19 protein-coding genes and 1 pseudogene are annotated in these 18,388 nt (G+C 73.7%); 14 read left to right on the top strand and 6 right to left on the bottom strand.

Features of this window, described 5'->3' with window-relative positions; all coding sequences use genetic code 11:
• Window positions 1-6: 6 nt before the first annotated feature.
• Both SOY78_RS08525 and SOY78_RS08520 read left to right on the top strand, forming a co-directional pair.
• Complete coding sequence (locus tag SOY78_RS08525; protein ID WP_036313044.1) at window positions 7-282, top strand: F0F1 ATP synthase subunit epsilon; 276 nt, start codon at window positions 7-9, stop codon at window positions 280-282.
• A 22-nt stretch (window positions 283-304) separates the two neighbouring features.
• Entirely contained in the window at window positions 305-706 is a 402-nt protein-coding gene (locus SOY78_RS08520) for a DUF2550 domain-containing protein (protein WP_324701435.1), read from the top strand.
• A gap of 14 nt (window positions 707-720) precedes the next feature.
• On the opposite strand, the gene nucS is transcribed toward SOY78_RS08520, so the two are convergent.
• The gene (gene nucS / locus SOY78_RS08515; protein WP_002857250.1) at window positions 721-1,416 is read right to left on the bottom strand and encodes an endonuclease NucS; all 696 of its coding nucleotides are present in this window, start codon (window positions 1,414-1,416) and stop codon (window positions 721-723) included.
• A 52-nt stretch (window positions 1,417-1,468) separates the two neighbouring features.
• Between nucS and SOY78_RS08510 the strand changes: the two genes are divergently transcribed.
• Window positions 1,469-1,828 (top strand): hypothetical protein, encoded by a 360-nt coding sequence (locus SOY78_RS08510; RefSeq protein WP_049145255.1) that lies wholly within the window; start codon window positions 1,469-1,471, stop codon window positions 1,826-1,828.
• 34 nt (window positions 1,829-1,862) lie between these two features.
• Here SOY78_RS08510 and SOY78_RS08505 read toward each other — a convergent pair whose 3' ends face one another.
• Entirely contained in the window at window positions 1,863-3,185 is a 1,323-nt protein-coding gene (locus SOY78_RS08505) for an AI-2E family transporter (protein WP_134416593.1), read from the bottom strand.
• A gap of 125 nt (window positions 3,186-3,310) precedes the next feature.
• Here SOY78_RS08505 and SOY78_RS08500 point away from each other — a divergent pair, with 125 nt between their 5' ends.
• From SOY78_RS08500 to SOY78_RS08470, 7 genes and pseudogenes are all read left to right on the top strand, one after another.
• Window positions 3,311-4,267 (top strand): co-chaperone YbbN, encoded by a 957-nt coding sequence (locus SOY78_RS08500; protein ID WP_223247526.1) that lies wholly within the window; start codon window positions 3,311-3,313, stop codon window positions 4,265-4,267.
• Between the two features lie 64 nt (window positions 4,268-4,331).
• On the top strand, window positions 4,332-5,156 hold the full coding sequence (locus SOY78_RS08495; RefSeq protein WP_144819973.1) for an ABC transporter ATP-binding protein: 825 nt from the start codon (window positions 4,332-4,334) through the stop codon (window positions 5,154-5,156).
• A complete protein-coding gene (locus SOY78_RS08490) occupies window positions 5,147-6,748 on the top strand; it encodes a Tat (twin-arginine translocation) pathway signal sequence (RefSeq protein ID WP_324701434.1) in 1,602 nt (533 codons plus the stop codon). Before SOY78_RS08495 ends, SOY78_RS08490 begins: the two co-directional genes overlap by 10 nt.
• Before the next feature lie 23 nt (window positions 6,749-6,771).
• Window positions 6,772-7,116, top strand: a complete 345-nt coding sequence (locus tag SOY78_RS08485) for a DUF3039 domain-containing protein (protein WP_010079007.1) — start codon at window positions 6,772-6,774, stop codon at window positions 7,114-7,116.
• Window positions 7,109-8,929 carry a DEAD/DEAH box helicase gene (locus SOY78_RS08480; protein WP_080695957.1) on the top strand — a complete coding sequence of 607 codons (1,821 nt, stop codon included), beginning with the start codon at window positions 7,109-7,111 and terminating at the stop codon, window positions 8,927-8,929. The genes SOY78_RS08485 and SOY78_RS08480 overlap by 8 nt, the downstream gene beginning before the upstream one ends.
• Window positions 8,930-9,472: 543 nt before the next feature.
• Complete coding sequence (locus SOY78_RS08475) at window positions 9,473-9,955, top strand: hypothetical protein (protein WP_141842634.1); 483 nt, start codon at window positions 9,473-9,475, stop codon at window positions 9,953-9,955.
• A 92-nt stretch (window positions 9,956-10,047) separates the two neighbouring features.
• Window positions 10,048-12,006: pseudogene (locus SOY78_RS08470) on the top strand (heavy metal translocating P-type ATPase).
• Between the two features lie 9 nt (window positions 12,007-12,015).
• Here SOY78_RS08470 and SOY78_RS08465 read toward each other — a convergent pair.
• The 4 genes from SOY78_RS08465 to SOY78_RS08450 form a co-directional block, all read right to left on the bottom strand.
• On the bottom strand, window positions 12,016-12,477 hold the full coding sequence (locus tag SOY78_RS08465; protein WP_036382162.1) for a GNAT family N-acetyltransferase: 462 nt from the start codon (window positions 12,475-12,477) through the stop codon (window positions 12,016-12,018).
• A gap of 126 nt (window positions 12,478-12,603) precedes the next feature.
• Window positions 12,604-13,284, bottom strand: a complete 681-nt coding sequence (locus SOY78_RS08460) for an ATP-binding cassette domain-containing protein (protein ID WP_223246448.1) — start codon at window positions 13,282-13,284, stop codon at window positions 12,604-12,606.
• Between the two features lie 104 nt (window positions 13,285-13,388).
• A complete protein-coding gene (locus SOY78_RS08455; RefSeq protein ID WP_036382159.1) occupies window positions 13,389-14,072 on the bottom strand; it encodes an isochorismatase family protein in 684 nt (227 codons plus the stop codon).
• Window positions 14,073-14,075: 3 nt separating this feature from the next.
• Window positions 14,076-15,428: a nicotinate phosphoribosyltransferase gene (locus SOY78_RS08450; protein ID WP_010079001.1), complete on the bottom strand. Its 1,353-nt coding sequence runs from the start codon at window positions 15,426-15,428 to the stop codon at window positions 14,076-14,078.
• Window positions 15,429-15,492: 64 nt separating this feature from the next.
• Between SOY78_RS08450 and clpS the strand changes: the two genes are divergently transcribed.
• The 4 genes from clpS to SOY78_RS08430 are packed head-to-tail and all read left to right on the top strand — an operon-like array spanning window position 15,493 to window position 18,372.
• Window positions 15,493-15,855 (top strand): ATP-dependent Clp protease adapter ClpS, encoded by a 363-nt coding sequence (gene clpS, locus SOY78_RS08445; protein WP_036382156.1) that lies wholly within the window; start codon window positions 15,493-15,495, stop codon window positions 15,853-15,855.
• A gap of 8 nt (window positions 15,856-15,863) precedes the next feature.
• Window positions 15,864-16,631, top strand: a complete 768-nt coding sequence (locus SOY78_RS08440; protein ID WP_036382154.1) for a DUF2017 family protein — start codon at window positions 15,864-15,866, stop codon at window positions 16,629-16,631.
• Window positions 16,628-17,560: a glutamate racemase gene (gene murI / locus SOY78_RS08435; protein ID WP_036382151.1), complete on the top strand. Its 933-nt coding sequence runs from the start codon at window positions 16,628-16,630 to the stop codon at window positions 17,558-17,560. Before SOY78_RS08440 ends, murI begins: the two co-directional genes overlap by 4 nt.
• Window positions 17,557-18,372: an MBL fold metallo-hydrolase gene (locus SOY78_RS08430; RefSeq protein WP_324701433.1), complete on the top strand. Its 816-nt coding sequence runs from the start codon at window positions 17,557-17,559 to the stop codon at window positions 18,370-18,372. Before murI ends, SOY78_RS08430 begins: the two co-directional genes overlap by 4 nt.
• Window positions 18,373-18,388: the final 16 nt, after the last annotated feature.

Here is an 18,388-nt window from a genome sequence, read left to right as displayed (position 1 = left end):
TCGATCATGGCTGAGCTCAACGTCGAGATCGTCTCCGAGGAGCGGTCCATCTGGTCGGGCGCCGCGTCGGCCGTGTCGGCGCGCACCGTCAACGGTGAGATCGGCATCCTCCCGGGCCACACCCCGATGCTCGCCGTCCTCGGCGACGGCGAGGTCGTGGTGCGGACCACGGACGGCGGCACCGTCACCGCGCAGGCCCGCGGCGGCTTCTTCTCCGTGGACCACGACCGTGTCGTGATCGCCGCGACGTCCGCCCGGCTGGGCGACGCCGCGGCGGCCTGACGCGGCGCGGCAGGACCTGACGGTGGAGGGCCCGGTGCTCATCGCCTCGGCGACCGTGGTGGCAGTCATCGTGCTGTCGGCACTCGCCCTGGTGGGGCGGCGCCGGGCCCTCGCCCGTGTCACGGCCGCCTTCCCGGCGGTCCTGGAGCGGGAGGGCCCGGGGCGTGAGCGCGTGATCGGCGTCTACGACGAGTCCCGCCTGCGTCTCACCGGGCGCTGGCGCCTCTCCCGGGAGCGCTGGAGCGCGGACCGGAGCCGCCTGCAGATCGACCGCCTCCCGGCGGACGAGGCCGGTCGGACCGTCCTGGAGCTGAGCGCCGGAGCACGTCCGGTGCGCGTCGTCGTCGACCCCGACGACGCCGGCGCCCTGCGCGCCTGGAGCGAGGCGGGGCCGTCCGCGGCGTCGTCCTTCTGGCGTCGCTGAGCCCGCCCGGCGTCTCAGAACAGGCGGGACTCGGCGTCGTCCACGCCGCGCATGGCGTCGTAGTCGAGGGTGACGCAGCGGATGCCGCGGTCCTCGGCGAGGGTGCGGGCCTGGGGCTTGATCTGCTGGGCCGCGAACACGCCGCGCACGGGCGCCAGGAGCGGGTCCCGGTTCATCAGCTCGAGGTAGCGGGTGAGCTGCTCGACCCCGTCGATGTCCCCGCGGCGCTTGAGCTCGACCGCCACGGTGCCGCCGTCGGCGTCGCGGGCCAGGATGTCGACGGGGCCGATCGCCGTCATGTACTCGCGGCGCACGAGGGTGTGGCCGTCGCCGAGCAGGCTGATCTGCTCGGCCAGCAGACGCTGCAGATCCGCCTCCACGCCGTCCTTGACGAGGCCGGGGTCCACGCCGAGCTCGTGGGAGTCGTCCGCCAGGACCTCCTCGATGAGCACGATGAGCCGGTCGTCGGACTTCTTGGCCTGCACGCGCCAGACCTGCGTCACTCCCTGGTCGGCCTGGTCGGGGGAGGGCTCCTCCACGTGCAGGGTCGCGGGCGGCGACATCCAGTTGAGGGGCTTGTAGGAGCCGCCGTCGGAGTGCACCAGCACCGAGCCGTCCGCCTTCACCATGAGCAGGCGGGTGGCGGTGGGCAGGTGGGCGTTCAGGCGGCCCTCATAGGTCACGGAGCAGCGGGCAATGACGAGTCGCACCGGTCCATCCTAGGCGGACCGCGCCCACCGGCTCGTGTGCCAGCATGGAGGCATGCCCCGTTCGAACCGCCCCCGCCGCTCGTCCGCGCCTCGGCGGAGCGAGCGCGGGGCCTCCGGCGCCTCCCGGCGGTCCCGGCCGTCGCCGGGGCGCGCCGACCCGCTCGAGGAGCTCCTCGGCCTGGACGCGGGCTACTCGCGCCAGTCCGGGTCCGACGGCGGCTGGCACGTCCGGCAGATCCCCGCGTGGCGCGCGGTGAAGGACTACACGTGCCCCGGCTGCGGCCGGGTGATCCGGCAGGGCCAGGCGCACCTCGTGGCCTGGCGCGCCGACTGGATCATGGGGGACGAGGACGCGGGAGCGGACCGGCGGCACTGGCACCCGGTGTGCTGGCGCACCCGCCCGAGCCGCTGACCGCGACGGTCCGGGCCGCGCCGCCGTCGTGGGCCTACCGGGCGTCCTGGCGGGGGATGAAGACCTCGCGGACCAGCAGCAGCAGCGCGGCGGCGAGCGGGATCGCCATGAGGGCGCCGAGGACGCCCAGCAGCGCGCCACCGGCGATCACCGCGATCACGGCCACGGCCGCCGGCACGGACACCGCGCGCGCCATGACACGCGGCGAGATGACGTAGGCCTCGATCTGCAGGTAGACGAAGTAGATGGCCGCGAACACGGCGGCGGTCTGCCACGAGGTCAGCAGGCTCACGAGGGTCAGCAGCGTGCCGCCGATCGCGGCGCCCACCAGCGGGATGAACGCCATGAAGGCGGCGATCGCGGCGAGCAGGACGGCGAAGGGGGCGCCGGCGATGGCCAGCGCCGTGAACGCCACCGCGCCGTTGAGGGCGGCCACGAAGGACTGGCCCATCACGTAGTGGCCGACCGAGGAGGTGATCTGCTCGGACAGCGCCTCGATCCGGGGCCGGCGCGAACGCGGTGCGAGCCGGTAGGCCCAGTACTTCATGTGCGGCAGGGAGGAGAGGAAGTACAGCGTCAGCACGACCACCACGAGCACCGAGAAGACGGCGTTCAGCACGGTCTGGCCGAAGCCGAGGAGCCCGCCGAACAGGTCGGTGACGGCGACGCCGTCGGCGGCGAGGCGCTCGGTCTGGGCGCGGACGGCCTCCTCGAGGTGGAACTCCTCGTCGAGCTGCACGAACCACTCGGCGGTCATCACCCCGTCGATGATGGCCGGCAGGTCCTGGACCAGCTGCGTGGACTGCTCGATCACCGTGGGGACCAGGAGGGCGACGAACGCCCCGGCCACGGCGGCCAGGCCGAGCGCGGCCGTGAGCACGCCGACCCAGCGGGGCGCGCCCCAGGCCTCGACCCGGCGCACCAGCGGGTCCAGGCCCAGGGCGATGAACAGGGCGGCGGCGATCCACACGATCAGCTGCCCGTTCGTGCGCAGCACCGAGACGACGCCGATGGCCAGGGCCACGCCGACCGCGAGCAGGAAGCCGGTCAGCACGGGGGACTCGACGACCACGGCCGCGACCGCCGGATCCTCGGCGCCGTCGACGGGGACCGACTCGGGGTCCACCCGGTCCTCCTCGAGAAAGGGACGGCGCCGCCGCAGGACCGAGCCCAGGCGGGGCAGTCGACGACGCCCGGCGGGCGCCGGCCCGTGCGACCGCGGCGCGGCGGCCACCCCGACCGGCTCCACGGGGACGCCGGCCACGGGCGGCTGCTCGGCGCCCTCGGGCTCGGCCGGGGCGCGGACGTCGGCGACGCCGGTGGCATCCGGGCCGGATGCGGTCTCCTTCTCCTCCACGCGCTCAGCGTACGTCAGGGCCCCGGCCTGACCGCGCCGCGCCCGGGAGGCTACCGTGGGGCCCAGTGACAACGCCCCTCGCCCCGGCGACGGGGCGGCCCCGGACCGGAAGGATCGTGACCGACGTGACCGCCCAGCCCCCCTCCGACGCCCCGTCCCACCTGCGCGGCGCCGTCGACCTGTCCTCGCTCGGCACCCCGGCCCCGGCCGGGCGCACCGCGCCGGGGGCCGACGCCGGCGCCGGCGGCGGCTCGTGGGTGATCGCGGACGCCGACCAGGGTCTGCTGCAGCAGCTGGTCCAGCTCTCCGCCCAGGTGCCGGTGCTGCTGCACCTGCACGTGCCCGGGGATGCGGCGAGCGAGGCGCTCTACCGCCAGTTCGCGGACGCGGCCGACGCCCAGGCGGGACGGCTCGTGCTCGCGCGTCTGGACGTGGCGAAGGAGCCCGCCGTGCTGCAGGCGCTCGGCCTGGGGGCCGGCCCCGCGGTCATGGCCGTGGTGGCGGGGCAGCCGGTGCCGCTGGTCAATCAGGAGGTGCCGGAGGAGACGCTGCGCCAGCTCATGGGGGAGATCCTCGAGGTGGCCCGTCAGAACGGCGTCGCCGGCACCGTGCCCCCCGTCGCCCCGGCGCGCCAGGACGCCGACGCCGCGGCTGCGGAGGCTCCGCCCGTGCCGCCGCTGCACCGGGCCGCCCATGAGGCCCTCGCCGCCGATGACCTGCCCGGGGCCGTCTCGGCGTGGGAGGCGGCGCTGGCCGACAGCCCCGCGGATGCCGTGGCCCAGCAGGGCCTGTCGGCGGCCCGCCTCATGCTGCGCACCCGTGACGCCGACGCCGCGGCGGTGCGCGCGGCCGCCGCGGACGGCCCGGACGACGTCGCCGCCCAGCTCGCCGTCGCGGACCTGGACGTGCTCGGCGGCCACGTGGAGGACGCCTTCGCCCGGCTCGTGCGGTTCATCGCCCTCCACCCCGGCGACGACCGGGAGACGGCGCGCGCCCACCTCGTGGACCTCTACACCGTGGTGGGCACGGACGACCCCCGTGTGCAGGCCTCGCGGCGCCGGCTGGCCGCAGCGCTGTTCTGAGGGGCCCACGGTTCATCCTTGAGGGGGTCGCCGTGGCCGCCTGACGGTGGGTAACGTCCCAGGCATGACTCCGCACGAGCCTGAGCCTGCCCCCGCCCACCTCGCGGCCGCCGCCCGTCGGCGCGCGGCGGACGCCCCCGATCCGGACCTCGCCCTCGTCACACGCGGGCTGACCCAGCGGTTCGGGGACAAGCTGGCGCTGGACGCGCTGGACCTGGACGTCCCGGCCGGGTCGTTCTTCGGGGTGGTCGGGCCCAACGGGGCGGGCAAGACCACCGCCCTGTCGATGGCCACCGGTCTGCTGCGCCCGGACCACGGCCGCGCCTGGATCCACGGTGTCGACATGTGGGAGCAGCCCCTCGAGGCCAAGCGACGGGTCGGCGTGCTCGCCGACGGCGTGCGGACCTTCGACCGCCTCACGGGCGCGCAGCTCGTGACCTACGCCGGGCTGCTGCATGGCCTCGACGCGGACACCGTGGCCGAGCGGACCGCGGACCTGCTGCGGGTGATGGACCTGGCGGACGCCGGCCGCAAGCTCGTCGCCGACTACTCCGCCGGCATGACCAAGAAGGTGTCCCTGGCGGCCGCCATGGTCCACGCCCCGGACCTGCTTGTCCTGGACGAGCCGTTCGAGGCCGTGGACCCGGTCTCCGCCGCGAACATCCGGGACATCCTGCACTCGTACGTGGAGCGGGGCGGCACCGTGATCGTCTCGAGCCACGTGATGGACCTCGTCCAGCGCATGTGCACCCACGTCGCCGTGATCGCGGCCGGGACCCTGCGGGCCGCCGGCACGCTCGAGGAGGTCCGGGACGGGCGCGACCTCGAGGACCGCTTCGTGGACCTCGTCGGCGGCCGCCACGGCTCGGAGGGGCTGGCATGGCTCTGACGCTCGTCCGACTGCGCTGGACGCTGACCCTGAACCAGTGGCGCCGGTCCCCGTTCACCCTGGTGATGAGCGTGCTCGGCGCGCTGTACGTGCTCGGCATGGCCGCCGTGGCGGTGACGCTGCTCGTCACGGGCCTGCCCGCCCTGCCGGACGAGGCCCGCGGCGCCACGACCGTGCTGGCCGCCGCCGTCGTGGTGCTCGCCTGGCTCGTCATCCCGCCGTTCGTCACGGGCGTGGACGCCACCCTCGACCCGCACAGCTTCGTGCTCTTCCCCGTCCCGGCCCGCACCCTCATCGCCGGGCTGGTCCTGAGCGCCTTCACGACGCCGGTCGGGCTCGCCACGCTGGCCGTGCTGGTGGGCCTGGGGGCCAGCTGGTGGAACCGGCCGGCCGCGCTGGCGGCGGGCCTGGCCGGGGGCGCGCTGACCGCGGTGACCGCCGTGGCGATCGGCTCCGGCCTCGCCGGCCTCCTGGCCGCCTACGCGAGCCGGCGTCGGGTGCGGGACGTCGTCTCCGTCCTGCTGTTCATCCCGCTCATGCTCGGCGGCGTCGCCCTCTCGCAGGCCATCGCATCGTTCGAGGACTTCCTGGCGATCGCGCCCCAGGTCGCCCGCGGCGCGGCGTGGACCCCGTTCGGGGCGGGCCCCGCCGCGGCGTGGGCGGCCGCCGAGGGCCGCGGCGCCGCCGTCGCGCTCCACCTCGCGGTGGCGGCGGCCTGGTGCCTGGCCGCCCTGGCCCTGTGGCACCTGGCCGTGCGCCGCACCGTGGAGCCGGTGGCCGTGGGCGGCGGTCGGTCCCGCCGCGTCGCCGCGGGAGCGGACCCGATGCCGCTGCGCTGGCTGGGCCGACGGGCCACGGGCCCGCGCACCGCGATCGCGGCCCGCGCCCAGCGCTACTGGCTGGCCGATCCGCGGTACGCGGCCGGGCTCGTCATCATCCCGCTCATGGCCGTCCTGCTGTGGTTCACCGGGGGCATGGCCGGGGAGGGGGGTCCCGGACTGGGCCTGCTGCTGGTCCTCGGGCCGATCACCGCCTGGTCCCTGGCCTACTCGATCTCCGCGGACATCGCCTACGACCACACGGCGTTCCACCTGCACGTCGTCTCGGGCGTGCGGGGCGTGGACAACCGCTGGGGCCGGGTCCTGGGCCTGGCGGGCTGGGGGGTGCCGATGATCCTGCTCGTGACGACGGCGACGGTGGCGGCGGCGGGGGACTGGTCCCTGCTGGCGCCGATGCTGGGCCTGGCCCTCGGCCTGTTCGGGACAACCGCCGGGCTGTCCGCGTTCGTCTCCGCCCGCTTCGTCTACCCGGTTCCGAAGCCGGGGGACAGCCCGTTCGCGACGCCGCAGGGCGCGGCCATGCGCACGATGCTCGTCCAGGGCGCCGCGATGCTGGTCAGCCTGGCGCTCGCGGTGCCGTTCCTGGTGCCCTTCGTGGTCCGGCTCGTCACCGGGGCCGCCGTGTGGGGGTGGGTGACGGTGGCGCTCGGGCTCGCATGGGGCGTCGTCGCGCTGTGGCTGGGCGTGCGCCTGGGGGCGCGCTGGTACGACCGCGCGCAGGCCGAGACCTACCAGGCCGTGGCCGCCTTCTGAGGGGCGCGGCTAGACTGGCCCGCATGAGTGTGACCGGCGAACCCGACCTGAACGACCCCTTCGCGCCCGCCGGCGGCGGCACGTCCGTCCTCGAGCGTGAGGAGCTGCGCCAGGAGATCGAGCCGGGCGACCACGAGCGCTTCGCCCATTACGTCCGCAAGGAGAAGATCACGGAGTCCGCCGTCACCGGCGCCCCCGTGATCGCCCTGTGCGGCAAGGTGTGGGTGCCGGGCCGGGACCCGAACAAGTTCCCCGTGTGCCCCACGTGCAAGGAGATCTACGAGGGCCTGCGCGAGCCGCAGGACGGCGGCGACGGCGACGGCGGCGGCAAGCGCGGTGGCTGGTTCGGAGGCCGCGGCCGTGGCTGACGGCCGCTCCCTGACGAGCGGCACCCCGGACGGCAGCGTCCAGCACGACCTGTTCCACATCGGCGAGGACCTTCCCCCCGCCATGCCCGAGCGCGCGGCGTGGGGGACGGCCCCCAAGCTGCGCCAGTGGCAGCAGGAGGCGCTGGAGCGCTATCTCGAGACCGCGCCGCAGGACTTCCTGACGGTCGCGACCCCCGGCGCGGGCAAGACCACGTTCGCGTTGCGCGTGGCCAAGATCCTGATGGACTCCGGCGTGGTGCAGCGGCTGACCGTCGTCGCGCCCACGGACCACCTCAAGCGCCAGTGGGCGGACAACGCCGCGCGCGTGGGCATCGCGATCGACCCGAACTTCAAGAACGCGGACGGGCGGCACGGCGCCGAGTACCGTGGGGTGGCCCTGACGTACGCCCAGGTGGCGAACAAGCCCGTCCTGCACCGGAACCGCACCGAGGCTGCCAAGACCCTCGTGATCCTCGACGAGATCCACCACGGAGGCGACGCCCTGAGCTGGGGCGAGGGCATCCGCGAGGCGTTCGAGCCGGCCGCGCGGCGTCTGTCCCTGACCGGCACCCCGTTCCGCTCCGACACCGCCTCCATCCCCTTCGTCCGCTACGAGCTCGGCGCGGACGGCATCGCGCGGTCCAAGGCGGACTACACGTACGGCTACGGCCCGGCGCTGCGGGACCACGTGGTGCGTCCCGTGATCTTCATGGCCTACTCCGGGCAGATGCGCTGGAAGACCTCCACCGGCGAGGTCATGGAGGCCCAGCTCGGCGAGGCGGCCACGAAGGACATCACCGCCTCCGCCTGGCGCACCGCACTCGACCCGGCCGGCGAGTGGATCCCGTCCGTGCTGCGCGCGGCCGACCGGCGGCTCAGCGAGGTGCGCCACAACGTGCCCGACGCCGGTGGCCTCGTGATCGCCACGGACCACCAGGACGCGCGCGCGTACGCCGCGCAGCTCGAGGCGCTGACCGGCCAGCGGCCGGCCGTGATCCTCTCGGACGACAAGGGCGCCTCGGACCGCATCGAGGAGTTCGCCGCGTCGGACGAGCGCTGGATGGTGGCGGTGCGCATGGTGTCCGAGGGCGTGGACGTGCCCCGCCTGTGCGTGGGCGTGTACGCCACGTCCACGTCCACGCCCCTGTTCTTCGCCCAGGCCGTGGGCCGCTTCGTGCGCTCTCGGCGGCGTGGGGAGACCGCGTCGGTGTTCCTGCCGTCCGTGCCCGCGCTCATGCTGCTGGCCAACGAGATGGAGCTCGAGCGGGACCACGCGCTGGACCGCAAGGAGGGCGCCGTCGACGTCGAGGACCTCGAGGACGCCCCCGAGGAAGACCTGATCGCGGAGGCCAACCGGGCCGAGAGCGGCTCGGACGCACTGACGCGGGAGAAGTTCGAGGCCCTCGAGTCCCGGGCCAGCTTCGACAAGGTGCTCTTCGACGGCGGCGAGTTCGGCCTCGGCGGCGCCGTCGGCTCGGAGGAGGAGCAGGACTTCCTCGGCATCCCGGGCCTGCTGGACGCCGAGCAGGTCTCCGCCCTGCTGCGGCAGCGGCAGGCCGAGCAGATCCAGCGCCGGCCGCGCGCGCAGGCGGCCGAGCCCGCCGACGTCGTGGACCACCGGCGGATGAAGGAGCTGCGCTCCGAGCTGTCCAAGACGGTGTCCGCCTGGGCGGCCCGTTCCGGCCAGCCGCACGGGGTGATCCACAACCGCCTGCGGGAGATCTCCGGCGGCCCCGCCGTGGCCCAGGCCTCCCGCGAGCAGCTGGAGAAGCGGCTGAGCACCCTGCGCGGGTGGTTCGTCGGCCGGACCTGAGGTCCAGATTCGAGACTCTAGGGGGCGGGTGTGTCAATCGTAATCGGATCTTTAGGGGGAATATTTTTATGGCTAATTTACCAGGCTATTGGCACTAGATGGCCCGAAGTGTATGCGACAGCTCGGGACTCTCTTGATTTAATGCCAAGAGGAAGCTCGGTAAAGTATCTACTTATATACAGGGGAATACCTACATTTTCCGTGACTGTCCTGGCCCTGAACTTGGCCGTGGAGTCCGGAGGGGACCCGTATTGGACGTCAGCATTCGTATTCTGGACCTATTCGACCTTGGCGGAAATTCGGTCTACTTTCAGCCCAAAGGGCGCATTGAGACAATTGTCTACAGTGAATACTGTCTACCTTTCGGCGTCTGTAGTTGTCACAACGATTTATTGCAGTGTCGCAGTGTTGGTATACCCGCACTTCTCTGTCCTGGTTCCGTCGGTCAGGGAGCTTGTGATTGCACTCTGGACAGCCCTGTTCGCTTCCGTTTTGGCGATATCTTTCCAGCGATTCAACACCCGGTCCGGTCCGGATGTGCAAATGGAAATCGATTACTCCATTAAGGACATCGGACAGAAGACGTGGTCTCAGATCGATTCCATATGTATGCGTGAAAATATCGACCCTTGCCTCATTAAGGCCCTTGCTGCTGCCGAAGCGCAGCAGCGGCCTCGGTGGATCCGGCAGGCGGAGCGCGTGGCGGGGCGACTCTTCGGCGGTGGGACTTTTGGTGTCGGCCAATGGCCGTCATCACGGCCAATTGATGATCTAACGTCTATAGAGTTCCGCGCCAAGCAGTTGGCGCCTGTGGGCTTAACTCCACATGAGTGCGACATTGCTGGGGTCTATGATATCCTTGATATTGACTATTTCATCTATTCATGGAACTCGGATGAGTCATTTGCAGATAGTGCGAGGGTTTTTTACTCTGCATTCAGGAGGGCAAAAATGGTTGAACATGTTGCCGAAAGCGATGCGCGACATGCCATCCCGTCAGCGAGGGGCTCCGCCGACTGGGCCTGAAGGCCCGCACGCGGCGGGCTGAGGCTCGTCTCGCCTGGCTCTAATCCAGCGCGCGGACAGGCTGGAATGGGGGCACGTCGTCAGGAGCCGCCATGCCCGTGTCCGCCCCGTCCCCGTCGACCGCCCCGCCGTCGTCGCCCCCCGCTGTCCTCGGCCTCGCCGCGCGGTACCCGTGGGTGCTGGCGACGCTCGGCGTTGTCGCCCTCACCCTTGGCCTGCACGTGGGGGGCGGAGGATCCGGCGCGCTGGATCGCCTCTGCGTATGCCCTGGTGGTGACCGCGTGGACCTCGGTGGGCATGGTCAGGGACCTCCTGCGCGGGCACTGAGGTGTGGACATCCTCGCCGTCACCGCGATCGTCGCCACGGTGCTGGTGGGGGAGTACCTCGCCGCCGTGCTCGTCTGCTTGATGCTCACCGGCGGGGAGGCCCTCGAGGACTACGCGGCCGGCCGCGCCCGGCGGGATCTGTCTGCCCTGCTGGACCGCGCCCCGCAGCGCGCGCATCGCCTGCGTCCGGACGGCTCCGTGGAGGACGTGCCGGTGGAGCAGGTGCGTGCCGGCGACCGGCTCCTGGTGTGTCCCGCCGAGGTGCTTCCCGTGGACGGCATCATGGCCTCCGCCGAGGACGGCGGTGAGGTCGCCGTGGACCTGGACGAGTCCTCCCTGACCGGCGAGCCCCTGCCCGTCACGCACCGCACCGGCTCGGCCGTGATGTCCGACGCGCTCAACGGCACCCGCGCCTTCGTGCTCGAGGCGACCGCCTCCGCGGCCGACTCGCAGTACGCGGCCATCGTCTCCCTCGTGCAGCAGGCGGCCTAGTCCCGCGCCCCCATGGTGCGCCTGGCCGACCGCTACGCCGTGCCGTTCACCGCCGTCGCCTACCTGATCGCCGGCCTGGCCTGGTCGCTGTCCCAGGACCCGGTCCGCTTCGCCGAGGTGCTCGTGGTGGCCACGCCGTGCCCGCTGCTCATCGCCGCTCCGGTGGCCTTCCTCGGCGGCATGTCCCGCGCCGCCACGTCCGGGGTGATCGTGAAGTCCGGCGGGACCACCGAGGCCCTCGGCTCCGTGCAGACCGTGGGCTTCGACAAGACCGGCACCCTCACCGCCGGCCGCCCCGAGCTGGTCGGCGTGCGACCGGCCGCCGGCTTCGCCCAGGACGAGCTGCTGCGCCTGGCCGCCTCCGCCGAGCAGTACTCCGTGCACGTGCTCGCCGACGCCATCCGCACGGCGGCCGAGGAACGCGGGCTGTCCCTGGCGACCGCGCAGGATGCCACGGAGGAGGCCACCCACGGCGTCGTGGCGGTGCTGGAGGGACGCCGCGTCGTCGTCGGCAAGCGCGTCTACGTCACGCAGGCCGCCCCGGACACCGCCACCGCCGACCTCGCCCCCGGCCAGTCCGCCGTCTACGTGGCCGTGGACGGCGCCTCCGCCGGCGTCCTGCTGCTGGCCGACCGCATCCGCCCCGAGTCCGCCGCCACCGTGCAGGCGCTCCACCGCCTCGGCGCACGACAGGTCCTCATGCTCACGGCGATGCCGAGGCCACCGGACGGCACATCGCCGGGGAGGCGGGCATCGACGAGGTCCACGCGGACCTGCTGCCCGCGGACAAGGTCCGCCTGCTCTCCGAGCGCCCGCAGCGCCCGGTGATGATGGTCGGTGACGGCGTCAATGACGCCCTCGTGCTCGCCGCCGCGGACGTGGGCGTGGCCATGGGCGCCCGCGGCACGACCGCCGCCTCCGAGTCCGCCGACGTCGTGGTGCTCGCCGACGACGTCTCCAAGGTCGCCGTCGCGGTGGCCGCCGGCCAGCGCACCCTGCAGGTGGCGACCCAGTCGATCTGGGTCGGCATCGCGCTCTCCCTGGTCCTCATGGTCATCGCCGCAACGGGCGCCATCCCGGCCCTGGTCGGCGCGCTGTTCCAGGAGCTCGTGGACGTCGTGGCCATCGTCACCGCGCTGCGCGCCATGCAGCCCGGCCCGCACGAGGCCGAGCGGCTCGGCGATCTCGCCGCCGCCCCCGCCCGGGGGCAGCGGCGGGCCGTGGCGGCCTGAGCGCCGGATTCAGCCGTCCCGGGACTGGAAACGCACGAAGGCGCGCAGCTCGTCGCCCTCCACGTCACGGGACTCGCGGAATCCATGGGCCTCGTAGAAGGCGCGCTGGCGCTCCTCGGTGTCCGTGAGCAGCACGTGCTGACGCACGTGGCCGAACCGGGCGAAGACGCGGCGCAGCATCTCGGAGGCGATGCCGCGGCGCTGGTGCCCCGGATCCACGAGGATGTCCTGCAGGTAGGCGATGGTGTGGCCGTCGGAGACCACGCGGGCCAGACCGACCAGACGGCCGCCGTCGAAGGCGGTCACCACCGTGGCCGAGCCCTGCAGCCCGCCCATGAGCGTGTCCATGTCCGCCGTGTAGGCGGACCAGCCCACGGCGTCGTAGAGGGCGCGGACGTCGTCGGCGGCCGGGATCGCTCCGGAGAGGTAGCGGATGCCGTCCCGGTCGGCGGCGATGGGGGAGTCGGTCATGGCTGCTCTCCTCGTCTGCGTCGGGCACCGGGTGTCCCGCCATTCTGCCCCATGACGTGATATCCGCCACAGTGTCGGCCGACGCGTGGAGGAGGGCCGGCGGCACGGGTCTCTGCGCCCTCCGCCTCACAGATGCCGCAGATACCGCTCCGGGCCCGCGAGGAAACGGCGCCAGTGGTCCACGGTCTCCAGGTCCTCCCAGCGGGCCTCGCGCAGGCCGTGCTCGCCGGCCTCGAGAATCCGCGCCCCCGGCAGGGCCGCGAGGACCGGGGAGTGCGTGGAGAGCAGGACCTGACAGCCGGCCTCGAGCCGTTCCAGCAGAAAGGCGGTGAGGGCGAGGCAGTTCTCGAAGGAAAGGGCGGACTCGGGCTCGTCCAGGACCCATAGCCCGCGCACCGAGGCCCGCTCGCGGCAGAACGCGAGGAAGGACTCCCCGTGGCTCATGCGGTGCAGGCTCGGTCCCCTGGACACGCCCTCCAGGTAGGTGAACAGCCCGTGCATGGCCTCGGCCCGCAGGAACACGCCGCCGCGCGGCGCGCCGGCGCCGCGGGTCAGCTGCAGGTGCTCGGCCAGCGCGGACTCGGTGACGCGCGTCGAATGGCGGACGTGGTGGGTGCCGCCCTCCGGGTTCAGCCCGGCGGCCTCCGCGATCGCCTCCACGAGCGTGGACTTGCCCGCACCGTTCGCGCCGACCAGGACGGTGGCCGGTCCGAGGTCCAGTCCGTCGTCCAGCAGCTGCCGGACCGCGGGGACCGTGGCCGGCCAGCCGGAGCGGTCCAGGCGCTCGCCGAGCGCGTGCTCCGTCACCCTGCGGACGGGCAGGGCGGGGCCCAGGCCGGTATCGCCGTCGCCGCCGTCGTGGGGCCGGACGGGGCACCGGCCGCGACCGGGCCGCAAGTCGTCCACGGGGCTCAGGAGGTCGCCAGGATGGCCCCGGCGGCCTCCATCTCGTGGAGCGCGGCCTGGGCGGCCGCCTCGTCGACGCCGGCCACCAGGTCGGTCAGCACCGTGACCTCGTAGCCGGCGTCGAGGGCGTCGAGCACGGTGGCGCGCACGCAGTGATCCGTCGCGATGCCCACCACGGTGATCGCGTCCACGCCCTGCTCACGGAGCCACTCGTCGAGGCCGGGGGCGCCGGACTCGACGGCGGCCGCGGCCACGGCGGTGGCCCCGTACGGGCCGACGGTCCCGGAGGGGCGCTCGCCCGCGGCCCCGGTCGGGACGGCGTCGGGCTCGCCGAGGGCGCCGTCGAAGCCGGAGTAGGCGTCCGTGTGCAGGCCCTTGAGGAACTCGGCGTCGAGGTGCTCGGCGTCCAGGTCGGGATGCAGCTCGGCGCCGGCGGTGCCGGCCACACAGTGCACCGGCCAGGTGGTGCGGAAATCCGGCTCGGCGCCGGTGGCCGCGGCGAAGTGCGTGCCCGGGTCGACGTGCCAGTCGCGCGTGGCGGCCACGGCCGCGTAGGCGTCCGCGTGCTCGGCCAGGTGCTCGCTGACCCCGGCCGCGACGGCGGCGCCGCCGGTCACGCCGAGGGCGCCGCCCTCGCAGAAGTCGTTCTGCACGTCCACGATCACCAGGGCGCGGTTCAGGTTCTCCATGGGTCAGTCCTCCAGGAAGATGGTCGGGATGGCGGGGTCGCCCGGCTGCAGGCGGCCCACCGAGGCGGGCAGCTCGCGCAGGGAGGCGGCGTGCCGCTCGGCGGCGCGGGTCACGGCCTCGGGGCCGGTCCAGCCCTCGGCCAGCTCGCCGGCGTGCACGAAACGGTGCAGCAGGGGACGGTCGTCGGCGTCGGGCGCGGCGCTGCGGTTGACGCCGATCACCTCGGCGGTGGCCCGGCCCCGCGGGTCGCGGCGGCGCGCGGCCTCCTTGCGGCCGCCCCGGCTGGCCTTGCCGGAACTGGCCTTGGCCACGTCCACCCACGTGCCGTCGTCGTCCTGGCGGGCCACGAGCTTGTAGACCATGGAGGCGGTGGGCGCGCCGGACCCGGTGACCAGGCGCGTGCCCACGCCGTACGAGCTGACGGGGGCGGAGCGCAGGGCGGCGATCGCGTACTCGTCCAGGTCCGAGGTGACCATGATCCCGGTCTCGGTGTTGCCCAGCTCGTCGAGCAGCTCGCGCACGCGGTGGGCCTGGATCACGAGGTCGCCGGAGTCGACCCGGACGTTCCGCAGGGCCGGGCCGGCCACCTCGACCGCGGTGCGCACGCCCTGCTCCACGTCATACGTGTCCACGAGGAGGGTGGTGTCCGCTCCGAGCGCGGCGACCTGGGCCTCGAAGGCGGCGCGCTCCGAGTCGTGCAGCAGGGTGAAGGAGTGGGCGGCGGTGCCGACGGTCGGGATGCCGTACCGGCGGCCCGCCTCGAGGTTCGAGGTCGCGGTGAAGCCCGCGATGGCCGCGGCGCGGGCGGCGGCCACGGCGGACTCCTCGTGCGTGCGGCGCGAGCCCATCTCGGCGCACGGGCGGCCGTCCGCGACGGCCGTCATGCGGGAGGCGGCGGAGGCCACGGCGGAGTCGTAGTTGTAGATGGAGAGCAGGTAGGTCTCCAGGATGCACGCCTCGGCGAACGTCGACTCCACCTGCAGGAGGGGGGAGTGCGGGAAGTAGGCCTCGCCCTCGGCGTAGCCCACGATGTCGCCCGTGAACTCGTAGTCGGCGAGCCAGGCCAGCGTGGCGTCGTCGAGGGCGGTGGTGTCCGCGAGGAAGTCGAGCTCGGGCGTGTCGAACCGGAAGCGGGACAGGCCCTCCAGCGCGCGGCCCACGCCGGCCACCACGCCGTAGCGGCGGCCGCTGGGCAGGCGTCGGGTGAACAGCTCGAAGCGGGAGCGGCGGTGCGCGGTGCCGGCCTTCAGCGCGGCCTGGAGCATGGTCAGCTCGTAGTGGTCGGTCATCAGCGCCGTGGGGATCTGCCAGTCGTCGGCGGTCCGCGGGGCGCTGGGCACGGGGTTCTGGCTCACGCGCCCACCCTAGTGGACCGTGGCGGGGCCGGTCCTGGCCCGCCCGCCTCGTACACTGGGGCGCATGTCCGTGCTGACCCGCCACGATCCGTCCGCGCCGCGCGCCGTGCGTCCGGCGCCGGGTGAGTCCGTCCCCGCCGGCGCCACCGACACCGCCCTGCTGGAGCGGCCTCACGAGGACACAACCCGGGACCGGCCGTGGAACGTGGTGGTGTGGAACGACCCGGTGAACCTGATGAGCTACGTTGCCTACGTGTTCCGCACTCACTTCGGCTACTCCGCGGCCAAGGCGCAGCGGCTCATGCTCGAGGTCCACGAGCGGGGCCGGTCCGTGGTGGCGACGGGCACCAAGGAGAAGGCCGAGCTGCACGTGGGCGCGATGCACGGCTACGGGCTGTGGGCCACGCTCGAGCAGGCGGAGGACTGAGGAGGGGCATGGCAGAACGGTTCCGCTGGACGCGGCGGGGGTACACGGCGCAGCTGGAGCTGCCGGAGGTGCGCCTGCTGCGCGGGCTGGTCAGGGACGTCGTCGCCCTGCTCGAGGGCCGACGCGCGGACGTGCGCCCCGCCGAGGCGGACCCCGCCGGGGCCCCGGCCGCCGACGACGGCGTCGACACGCCCGAAGATCTCCCGGCGGCGCCGCCGTCCGTGTCCGCCGCGGAGGACGCGGGCCCCGTGGCCGGGCTGGACGCGTCCGACGCCGCGTTCTGGGGGCTGGTCTCCGGGCTGCACCTGAGCCAGGACCCGGAGCCGCAGCGCTCGGCCCCCGCCGACCCGGCCGTCGCACGCCTCCTGCCGGATGCGATGCCCCAGGCCGGCGCCGCCGAACAGGGCGCCCACCGGGCCCTGACCGAGGACGCCCTGTCGGAGGGGAAGCTCGCGGACGCGCGCCTGGCACTCGAGCTGCTGCGCTCGACGCGCGTGGAGGTCCCGCACGACCAGGCGCCGGCCTTCGGCCGCGCGCTCAACGACGTGCGCCTCGTCCTCGCCGCCCGCCTGGGCGTCGAGACCGAGGAGGACGCCGCCCGCGTGCACGCCGTGGACGACTGGCGCAGCGCGGAGGACGTCGAGTCCACCATGGCCCTGCTCTACAACTTCACCTCGTGGCTGCTGGAGACGCTCATGACGGAGATGCTCAGCGAGCTGCCCGAGGGCTCGGACGAGTCCGCGCCCGGCGCCGGGGACGCGGAGGACGAGCAGTGACCGGCCAGCGCGCCGCCGTGGACGCCGCCGCGCCGATCGGCGTGTTCGACTCGGGCGTGGGCGGGCTGACCGTGGCCCGGGCGATCATGGACCAGCTGCCCCACGAGTCCATCCTCTACGTGGGCGACACGGAGCACTCGCCGTACGGCCCGCGGCCCATCGCCGAGGTGCGGGCCCTCGCCCTGGCGATCATGGACGAGCTCGTCGCGCGCGGCGTCAAGGCGCTCGTGATCGCGTGCAACTCCGCGTCGGCCGCCGTGCTGCGCGACGCCCGCGAGCGCTACACGGGAGGCCACGGCATCCCCGTGATCGAGGTGATCCAGCCCGCCGTGCGCCGCGCCGTGGCCGCCACCCGCACGGGCCGGATCGGCGTGATCGGCACCGAGGCGACCGTCGGGTCCCGCGCCTACGAGGACTCGTTCTCGGCCGCCCCGCACCTCGAGATCACCTCGGTCGCGTGCCCGCGGTTCGTGGAGTTCGTGGAGGCCGGCATCACCACCGGCCCCGAACTGCTGGAGACCGCCCGGGAGTACACGGCCCCGCTGCGCGCGGCGGGCGTGGACACCCTCGTGCTGGGATGCACCCACTACCCGCTGCTGACCGGCGCCCTCTCGCTCGTGATGGGGGAGGACGTCACGCTCGTCTCCTCCGCGGAGGAGACCGCCAAGGACCTCTACCGGGAGCTGGTCCGCCTCGGCCTCGAGCACCCCCACTCGGCCGCGGGCTCCGGCCAGGCCACCCGCCACCGCTTCGCCGCCACCGGCGACCCCGACCACTTCCAGGCCCTCGCGCGCCGCTTCCTCGGACCCGAGGTCGAGTCCGTGCGACGCCTGGAGACGATCGGCGCGCCCCGCCCCGCGGCCGCGCCGGTCCCGACGCGCTCGGCGGCCTTCGTGCGGCTGGGCGCCGAGCAGGAGGGTGTGACGTGAAGCTGACCATCATCGGGGCCTCCGGGTCCTTCCCCGGCCCGGGCTCACCCGCCTCGTGCTACCTCCTCACCGCCGAGGGCGTGGCCGCGGACGGCGTCACCCCGCGCACCTGGCGGATCCTGCTCGACCTCGGCAACGGCGCCCTCGGCGTGCTGCAGCGCTACGTCGAGCTCGAGGACCTGGACGGCATCCTGCTCTCCCACCTGCACCCGGACCACTTCATGGACCTGTGCGGGATGCACGTGGCCATCCGCTGGAACCCGGCCGGCTGGGGACGCGGCCGGCTGCCCGTCTACGGACCCGCCGGCACCGCCGACCGCATCGCCGAGGCGTACGGGATGGACCCCGAGCCGGGGATGCACCAGGACTTCGAGTTCCGGTGCTGGGCCGCCGGCCGCCCCGAACGGCTCGGTCCGTTCCGGTTCACCCCGGTCCCCGTACGCCATCCCATCGACGAGGCCTACGCGATCCGGGTCGAGGTGGACCGCGTCGACGACGACGGCGGCGTCACCACCCGCGTGCTCACCTACTCCGGGGACACCGACGCATGTGAGGGGCTCGTCGAGGCCGCGCGGGACGCGGACGTGTTCCTGTGCGAGGCCGCCTTCCACGAGGGCCGGGACGACGGCATCGACGGCGTCCACCTGACCGGCCGACGGGCCGGCGAGACGGCGGCGCAGGCCGGGGCCCGGAAGCTGCTGCTCACACACCTGCCGGTGTGGAACGATCCGCAGCGCGCCGTCCAGGAGGCCCGCGAGGTGTACGACGGCCCGCTGGCCGTCGCCGTCTCGGGGCTGAGCTACGGCGTCTGAGGGCGTGCCTAGACTG

The sequence above is a fragment of the Micrococcus sp. HOU01 genome, assembly GCF_035609305.1.
Lineage (GTDB): Bacteria > Actinomycetota > Actinomycetes > Actinomycetales > Micrococcaceae > Micrococcus > Micrococcus luteus.
The sequence above is the reverse complement of the archived record's forward strand: the minus strand, read 5'-3'. Positions and strand labels throughout refer to the sequence as shown.

Excerpts from the sequence above, each read along its gene's own strand:
- SOY78_RS08525 (WP_036313044.1), top strand. The coding sequence starts at position 7 with ATGGCTGAGCTCAACGTCGAGATCGTCTCCGAGGAGCGGTCCATCTGG.
- SOY78_RS08510 (WP_049145255.1), top strand. The coding sequence starts at position 1,469 with ATGCCCCGTTCGAACCGCCCCCGCCGCTCGTCCGCGCCTCGGCGGAGC.
- SOY78_RS08495 (WP_144819973.1), top strand. The coding sequence starts at position 4,332 with ATGACTCCGCACGAGCCTGAGCCTGCCCCCGCCCACCTCGCGGCCGCC.
- SOY78_RS08490 (WP_324701434.1), top strand. The coding sequence starts at position 5,147 with ATGGCTCTGACGCTCGTCCGACTGCGCTGGACGCTGACCCTGAACCAG.
- SOY78_RS08485 (WP_010079007.1), top strand. The coding sequence starts at position 6,772 with ATGAGTGTGACCGGCGAACCCGACCTGAACGACCCCTTCGCGCCCGCC.
- SOY78_RS08475 (WP_141842634.1), top strand. The coding sequence starts at position 9,473 with ATGGAAATCGATTACTCCATTAAGGACATCGGACAGAAGACGTGGTCT.
- SOY78_RS08465 (WP_036382162.1), bottom strand. The coding sequence starts at position 12,477 with ATGACCGACTCCCCCATCGCCGCCGACCGGGACGGCATCCGCTACCTC.
- SOY78_RS08455 (WP_036382159.1), bottom strand. The coding sequence starts at position 14,072 with ATGGAGAACCTGAACCGCGCCCTGGTGATCGTGGACGTGCAGAACGAC.
- clpS (WP_036382156.1), top strand. The coding sequence starts at position 15,493 with ATGTCCGTGCTGACCCGCCACGATCCGTCCGCGCCGCGCGCCGTGCGT.
- SOY78_RS08440 (WP_036382154.1), top strand. The coding sequence starts at position 15,864 with ATGGCAGAACGGTTCCGCTGGACGCGGCGGGGGTACACGGCGCAGCTG.